Origin of the sequence: Actinophytocola sp. (assembly GCF_035634895.1) — a bacterium.
Lineage (GTDB): Bacteria > Actinomycetota > Actinomycetes > Mycobacteriales > Pseudonocardiaceae > Actinophytocola.
In genome coordinates this window covers 93,490-100,199 of record NZ_DASQCC010000214.1, presented here as the reverse complement: position 1 = coordinate 100,199, position 6,710 = coordinate 93,490, and the positions used below count along the sequence as shown (strand labels likewise).

7 protein-coding genes and 1 pseudogene are annotated in these 6,710 nt (G+C 70.7%); 5 read left to right on the top strand and 3 right to left on the bottom strand.

Features of this window, described 5'->3' with window-relative positions:
* A partial coding sequence (locus VET29_RS32980) for a DUF7507 domain-containing protein (protein WP_422652967.1) occupies window positions 1-1,398 on the bottom strand: 1,398 nt, incomplete at its 3' end.
* 105 nt (window positions 1,399-1,503) lie between these two features.
* Window positions 1,504-1,728: pseudogene (locus tag VET29_RS44215) on the bottom strand (hypothetical protein); the annotation flags it as partial.
* On the opposite strand from VET29_RS44215, the gene VET29_RS44210 reads away from it, so the two are divergent.
* The 4 genes from VET29_RS44210 (at window position 1,715) to VET29_RS32960 (ending at window position 5,267) form a co-directional block, all read left to right on the top strand.
* Window positions 1,715-1,990 carry a hypothetical protein gene (locus tag VET29_RS44210; protein ID WP_414636679.1) on the top strand — a complete coding sequence of 92 codons (276 nt, stop codon included), beginning with the start codon at window positions 1,715-1,717 and terminating at the stop codon, window positions 1,988-1,990. The pseudogene VET29_RS44215 and the gene VET29_RS44210 sit on opposite strands and share 14 nt — an antisense overlap.
* A 760-nt stretch (window positions 1,991-2,750) precedes the next feature.
* The gene (locus VET29_RS32970) at window positions 2,751-3,056 is read left to right on the top strand and encodes a DUF6403 family protein (RefSeq protein ID WP_324928034.1); all 306 of its coding nucleotides are present in this window, start codon (window positions 2,751-2,753) and stop codon (window positions 3,054-3,056) included.
* Entirely contained in the window at window positions 3,049-4,380 is a 1,332-nt protein-coding gene (locus VET29_RS32965) for a hypothetical protein (protein WP_324928032.1), read from the top strand. The genes VET29_RS32970 and VET29_RS32965 overlap by 8 nt, the downstream gene beginning before the upstream one ends.
* Window positions 4,368-5,267 (top strand): hypothetical protein, encoded by a 900-nt coding sequence (locus tag VET29_RS32960; RefSeq protein WP_324928030.1) that lies wholly within the window; start codon window positions 4,368-4,370, stop codon window positions 5,265-5,267. Before VET29_RS32965 ends, VET29_RS32960 begins: the two co-directional genes overlap by 13 nt.
* An 8-nt stretch (window positions 5,268-5,275) precedes the next feature.
* Here the strand turns inward: VET29_RS32960 and VET29_RS32955 are convergent, their stop codons facing one another.
* On the bottom strand, window positions 5,276-6,157 hold the full coding sequence (locus tag VET29_RS32955) for an aldo/keto reductase family oxidoreductase (protein ID WP_324928028.1): 882 nt from the start codon (window positions 6,155-6,157) through the stop codon (window positions 5,276-5,278).
* 109 nt (window positions 6,158-6,266) lie between these two features.
* Here VET29_RS32955 and VET29_RS32950 point away from each other — a divergent pair, with 109 nt between their 5' ends.
* Entirely contained in the window at window positions 6,267-6,683 is a 417-nt protein-coding gene (locus VET29_RS32950; protein ID WP_324928026.1) for a helix-turn-helix domain-containing protein, read from the top strand.
* Window positions 6,684-6,710 lie beyond the last annotated feature (27 nt).

Sequence of the window (6,710 nt, the reverse complement as noted above, 5' to 3'; positions counted from 1 at the left end):
CGCGCCGCCACCACCGCTGCCGCCCTCGTCGACCGGGACCTCCGCGGTCGCCGGCGGGGTGACCACGGACTCACCCCCGCCACCCGGTTGCCCGGAGCCGACGGCGACGTTGCGGACGATGCCGGCGTCGATGTCGTCCTCGGTCACCGTGTACGGCGCCGCGGTGCACGTCACGGACTCACCCGGCGCCAGTGTCGTCACCGGGCAGGTGACCGGTCCGACCTTCGGATCGTCCACCGCGACGTCGGTCAACGTCAGGTTGCCCGTGTTGGTGAGCACGAACGTGTAGTCGATCGTCTCGTCCGGATCGGCCAGGTCGTCCCCGTCCTCGTCGTTGAGGACGGCCACCTTCGTCAGGGTCAGTGCCGGGGCGGGTGCCGCGGTCGGCGTGACCGTGGAGTCGGGGTTCGAGACGACGGGCTGACCTCCCGGGGAGGTGTCGCCCGTCGCGACCGCGGTGTTGGTGACCTCGCCGGCGAGGATGTCCGCCTCGGTCACGACGTATGGCGTGTCCGCCACACACACGGTGGCCTCCTGCACGGCCAGCGTGGTCGTGGGGCACGTCACCGGGCCGGCTGTCGGGTCGTCGACCGCCACGCCGGTCAGTGGGACGCTGCCGTTGTTGACCACCAGGAACGTCCACTTGATCTGCTCGCCGAGATCCGCGACGCCGTTGGCGTTGGCGTCGACGAGCTCCACCCGCTTGTCGAGCGCGATCCCGGGCACGTCGATGACGGTGGGGGTGTTGACCACGGACACCTCTGACATGACGGCGGCACAACACGGTGACTTCGCCCGCGCGAACGCCGAGTTGACCACCTGCCGGTCGGCGACGTCCTGCTCCGACGTCACGTGCGGTGCGTCCGAGGTGCAGACCACGATCTCCTGCACTGCCAGCGAGGTCTGCGGGCAGGTGACCCCGCCGAGGGACGGGTCGACGACGACGAGGGTGGACAGCGGCACGTTGCCGACGTTGGTGACGGTGAACGTGTAGTCGATGGTCTCACCGAGGTCCGCGACGTTGTTGGCGTTGCTGTCGTTGAGGTCGGCCTCCTTCACCAGGACGATCCGGGGGTTCGGCTGGTATATGGGCGTGTTGGTGCGCGACACCGGTGCCGTCACCGTGGCGCCGGAGGGCGCGATCGCGGTCGCCGTCGTGATCGTCACGACCTCGCCCGCCGTGACCTCCGCCGACGTGATGACATGGTCGGGCACCGTGCACGTCGTGCTCTCGTCGAGTGAGAGCACCGTGTCCGCGCAGGTGACCAGGGTGCCGTCGTGGCGTACCTGCAGGCCGAACAGCGTCACGTTGCCCGTGTTGCTCACGGTGGCCGTGAACCTGATCGACTCGCCGAGGTCACCGACGCCGTTGGCGTTGGTGTCCTGGAGCGTGGCCACCGTGACCACCCCCAGCGACGGGGCTGGGACGGCCGTGGTGGTCACGACGGTGCTCGTGTTGTTGCCGGCGTTCGCGTCCACGTCACCGGCGCCTGCCGCCACCGTGGCGGAGTTGGCCAGGGGGAACGTGAACGGCGACGGGGTCGTGCCGGTGATGGTCACGCTGGAGCTGGCACCGGCGGCGAGCGGACCGCCGGTGCAGGTCACGGTGTTGCCGACGGTCGAGCAGCCGACCGCGGCGCTCGAGACACCGGTCACCCCGGCCGGGACAATGTCGGTCAGCGTGTACGAGCTGGCGTCACCGGGGCCGCCGTTGGTGACGGTGACCATCCAGGCGATCGGCGAGCCCGCCGCCGCGGCCTCGGGTGCGAACTGCGTGACCCCGAGGTCCACCGAGGCCGCGACGGCCGCCTCGGCCCGTGCGGCTCGCGGAGGTGCCGCCGGCTCGGTCTTCGTGTCCGGTGTGGCCGCGGGGGCCTCGGCAGCGGATGCGCCGGCCGACGTGGAACTGGGCGCCTCGGACGTCGGATCGACGGTCGAGGTCGGGGACTGCCCTGGCGTCGAAGGCTTGGCGGAGGTGGTCGTCGTCTGAGTACTCGTCGGGGTACTCGTCGGGGTACTCGTCGTCGCCGGTGCGGCGGAGCTGACCTGGGTCGGGGTCGCGGCGGACGGCACCTCGCCGGCGAGCGCCGGAGCAGCGGTCGCGAGGACGAGACCGGCGGCCAGTGCGAGGCCTGCGAGCGTTCGGCCACGTGGTCGTTCAAACGCGCCGGACCACGGCTGAATCCTTCGAGTGTTCATGGGTCCCCAATGCGTTGTCCCCGACTATCTGATGAGAGCAAAGACTGACGATAGGGACGAGATGTGCACAGCGCTGACTTCCGGAAAGAAATTCCCTCGGAAGTGTACAGCTCCTTTAGTTTCCAACATTCGGGTCGCGCCGGTCGAATGCATTGCCCGAAAAACGCTTGCCGTGGTCGGCGCTGCCGCCGGGCCGCGACGGACCTTACCGGCGGGCGCCCACCGTTGACGCGGCGAGGCACCATTCGGGTGACGTCGCCACGAATCGCCGGCCTGACCCCGGTCGACCTTATGGTTCTCGTGGCCGGGAATCTCGGCGAAGGCATGCGAATCACCCTTTCCGGGTGACATCTGTCCTGAATGTCCACACCATTGTCGGCGAGTGCGGAAGTCCGACCCGGTGCACTTCCGCGCGCCGGCGCGGGTCGCTCAGACAGCCATGGACCTGACTGTGGTCGCAAGTGGACGACGGCCCGTTCGTGTGCGAGGTCACTCCCCCGACGCGCCAACCAGCGACTATGTCCGCGTGCCGTCAGGCACAATCGGGCACCGTGAGCTGGTTGGTGTGGGTTGTCGGTGCGTTGGTGCTGGTCGCGACGGGGTTCGCGGCCACGTACCTGCCACGCGCCCGCGCCAGGGCCACCAGCGGCCGCACCGCCTGGTCGGCGGCACACGCCGCCATCGACAGTGCGACCGTCAGCCGCGACGCCGCGCCGCGGGCCCTCCCGCTCGCCGACGAGCTGCTCGACCGTGCCGAGCTGCTCGCCGCGAGCGGCCGCGGCGCCACCGCCGCCGAGGAGGCCACCGACTGCGCCACCCGGGCCGACCGCCTCTACCGGGAGGTGACCGGTGAATGAGCGCTTGCCCTGGCTCCGCTGGGCCTTCCTGTCCGCCGCGGTCGCGTTCGTCGCCGTGTTCCTCGTCTCCCAGAGCCAGGGCGACGTCGACGTCAGCTACGCCCAGGCACCGTCCGCACGGGACACCGTCACCGAGGGCTCCGCGGGCGAGCTGACCGACGCCACCCTTCCGTCGGTCGCCGAGCTGACCGACATGCTTGACCAGGACCCGGTCGTCCGCCTCCCCGGCGCGACCGCCGACTGGGACGAGCAGCGCGTCACCAAGGCCATCGGCGACGCCGACATCCGCATCCTCGTCGCCCCACCCGGCCTGAGCGACAAGCAGCGCGACCAGCTCCGCAAGGTGGAGAACGCCACGATCCGCATCGTCGGCACCGAGACCTCCGGCACCACCTACCAGGTCACGCCCGACAGGCTCGCCGAGTGGCGCACCACGTTCGTCACCGGCGACGTCACCAGCCTCCTGCTCACCCTCGTCGCGACCGAACGCGACCAGCCCGACCCGCGGAACGTCACCACGTTCTCCTGGCGCGCACCCACCGCCGCGGAGCTCGACCCGGTCGCGAACGACCTGCGTGCCGGCCGTCCCCACCTCGCCGACGGGGCCACCCTCCGGAAGGTGCCCGACACCGAGGCGTTCGGCGGCCAACAACCGCTCGTGGCCGCGTTCCCGCGGCAACCGTTCGGGCAACCCGCGCCCGAGTACGGCCCGGCGCTCGCGAAGCTGTTCCCCGGCAAGCCGATCCTCGTCATGTACGGCAACTGGGTCGAATACCACGGCCCACGCGCGAGCGAGTTCTCCGACGTGGCCAGCGCGGGTTTCTACGGCCGCTTCGGCGACCGGATCAGCACCTACGCCTACCCACAGGCCAACGTCCTCGGCACCTACCTCAACCAGGTCACCAACGTCCGCTACGCCGGGCTGTTCGACCGGCCGCTGCCGTACCAGCCGATCGACCCGCTGCGCGTCGCCCTGCCCGCGCTGCCGTGGCTGTTCGTCGCGTGCGTGGTGGGGTTCCTCGTGCTGTCGGTCCGTTCCGTCCTCGGACCGCGCAGACTGCCGCGCACCCCACCCGGACGCCTCGCCGGGCTGACCACACTCGCGATCGAACTGTCCGCGCTGTCCCACGCCCCGGCCCTCACCCGCGCACTGGGCAAGCTCCAGGCCGCCCGGTCCGCCCTGACCGAGGACCTGCCCGACCGGCACGTCGCCGCGCTCCTCACCGACGCCCAACGCGACCTGGACACCGTGGCCCGCGGCCTCGGGCGCGCCGAGTACCGGCCGGCGAACTACTTAGCGGGTGGTGTCGCATGGCGCGGCTGACCCGGTTCCTCGCCACACCGTTCGGCGTCGCCGTCGTCGGCCTGCTGGTGCTCGCCGGGTGGGCCACGTGGTCGGCCGGCATCTTCGACGGCCCGGTCGCCAGACAGGTGCGGGTGTCCTCCGTGTACGCGGCACCCGGCACCGACCTCGACGTGGCCGCGGCGGAGCGGGTCATCGGCAACCGCAGGCTCGTCGTGGTGTTCCTCGACCAGGGCGCCGACTTCGGCGACGCCTGCGACGACGTCGCGGACGCGGCCGCCGGCACCCTGGTCATGTTCTTCACCGTCGGCGACGACGAGCTCGACCACTACGGCTGCTCGCAGTTCGCCGGCTCCGACATCGACGGCGAGAACTTCGGCAAGGCGTTCGTCTCGGAGAACGTCATCGCGCAGGGCGCCGACCAGTTCGCCGACCGTCCACTCGAGGCGGTGAAGATCCTCGCCGTGAACTACGACGCGCTCGTGAAGTCCGGCTCCGTGCCCGACGGACCCCGCACCATCGAGGCGTCCCTCCCCCGGTACCTGCTCGCCGGCGCGGCCGTGCTGGCGGTCCTCGGGGGTGCGGCGACCATGTTCCTGGCCAGCCGCCGCCTCGGCACGCTCGCCGCGCGTCGGCGGGGCGACGACGAGGCCGTGTCGGACGCCCGCGCGTCACTGAACGCGAAGGTCGCCGTGCTGGCCGGGCTGATCATCGAGCTGGACCGACACCCGACCGACGGGTCGCGGAAGCTGGCGGCCGCCTACGCCGAACTGGCCACCGACCTGACCGGCGAGGAGCCGTCCGACGGTCTGACGGCCCGGGTCGAGGCGATGACCAAGCGTGCCCGCGACCTCGCCCGGACCGGGCAACCAGCACGATCGCGGCGCCGGTCGAAGCGAGCGCGGTGATCCGTGGGTCAGCCCCGCTGGTGACCGATCTCGTCCAGCTCAGCGAGGTCCTCGCCGGTGAGTGTGAGTCCCGCGCCGGCGGCGTTCTCGCGCAGGTGCGCCACCGATGAGGTGCCGGGAATCAGCAGGATGTTCGGCGACCGCCGCAGCAGCCAGGCCAGGGCGACCGACATCGGTGTCGCGTCCAGCCGGGCGGCCACGGCCGACAGTGCCGAGGACTGCAGTGGGCTGAAGCCGCCGAGCGGGAAGAAGGGCACGTAGGCGACGCCCTCTTCGGCGAGCCTGTCGATCAGCGCGTCGTCGGCGCGGTAGGCGAGGTTGTACATGTTCTGCACGCACGCGATCGGCGCGATCGCCTGGGCCTCGGCGACCTGGTCCGCTGTCGCGTTGCTGACCCCGAGGTGCCGGATCAGGCCCTGTCGCTGGAGTTCCACGAGGGCCTCGAACGCCTCGGCGATCGGCTCGGGCTGGGGTCCCTGGGCGTTGCCGAGCCGGAGGTTGACCAGGTCGAGCACCTCGAGGCTGAGGGTTTCCAGGTTCTCGTGGACGGCGCGGCGCAGGTCGTCGGGCTTTCGTGCCGGGGGCCAGCCGCCCTGCTGGTCACGGGTCGCGCCGACCTTGGTCACGATGTGCAGCGACTCGGGGTAGGGGTGCAGCGCCTCGCGGATCAGCTGGTTGGTGACACGCGGCCCGTAGGCGTCGGCGGTGTCGATGTGGGTGATGCCGAGCTCGACGACCTCGCGGAGGACGGCGAGTGCGCCGTCGCGATCGGCGGGCGGACCCATGACTCCGGGGCCGGCGAGCTGCATGGCGCCGTAGCCGAACCGGGTGACGGTCAGGTCGCCCAGGGGCCGGGTGCCGCCGGGAAGCGACGTGGAGAGGGTGTTCAAGTATCTGCCTTCCGTGTTTGGTGCCTGCTTCAGTATTGGCCGGTAACATCCCAATGGGAAGTAGGCACCTCAGAGTGCGTAATCTACCCGCAGGTGAGAGGAGTGCCCGATGGCGACGACGACGGCGGCCCAGAAGCGAGCGCGGACCAAGGCTGAGTACGACGCTTTTCTCGCGGCATGCCCCAGCCGCAAGCTGCTCGACCGGATCTCCGACAAGTGGGTCACGCTTATCCTGTGCGCACTGGGCGATGGCGACGGTGAGTCCCGTGCGCTGCGCTACTCGGAGCTGGCGCGGATGCTGGCCGGCGTCAGCCAGAAGATGCTCACCCAGACCCTGCGCTCCCTGGAGCGCGACGGCCTGGTCACCCGCACCGCGACGCCGACCGTGCCGGTCACGGTCTCCTACGAGCTGACCGACCTGGGCCTCTCACTGCGTCTCATGATGCGCGCCGTCAAGACCTGGGCCGAGACGAACATGGACGACGTACTCGCCAACCGCGTGACATACGACACGCGCACCGCCTGAACCAGGCCTTGCCGCAGGATCCGATGT

What these genes read in the sequence shown, in the direction of transcription:
- VET29_RS32960 (WP_324928030.1), top strand. Translation starts at nt 4,368, where the DNA reads ATGGCGCGGCTGACCCGGTTCCTCGCCACACCGTTCGGCGTCGCCGTC.
- VET29_RS32950 (WP_324928026.1), top strand. Translation starts at nt 6,267, where the DNA reads ATGGCGACGACGACGGCGGCCCAGAAGCGAGCGCGGACCAAGGCTGAG.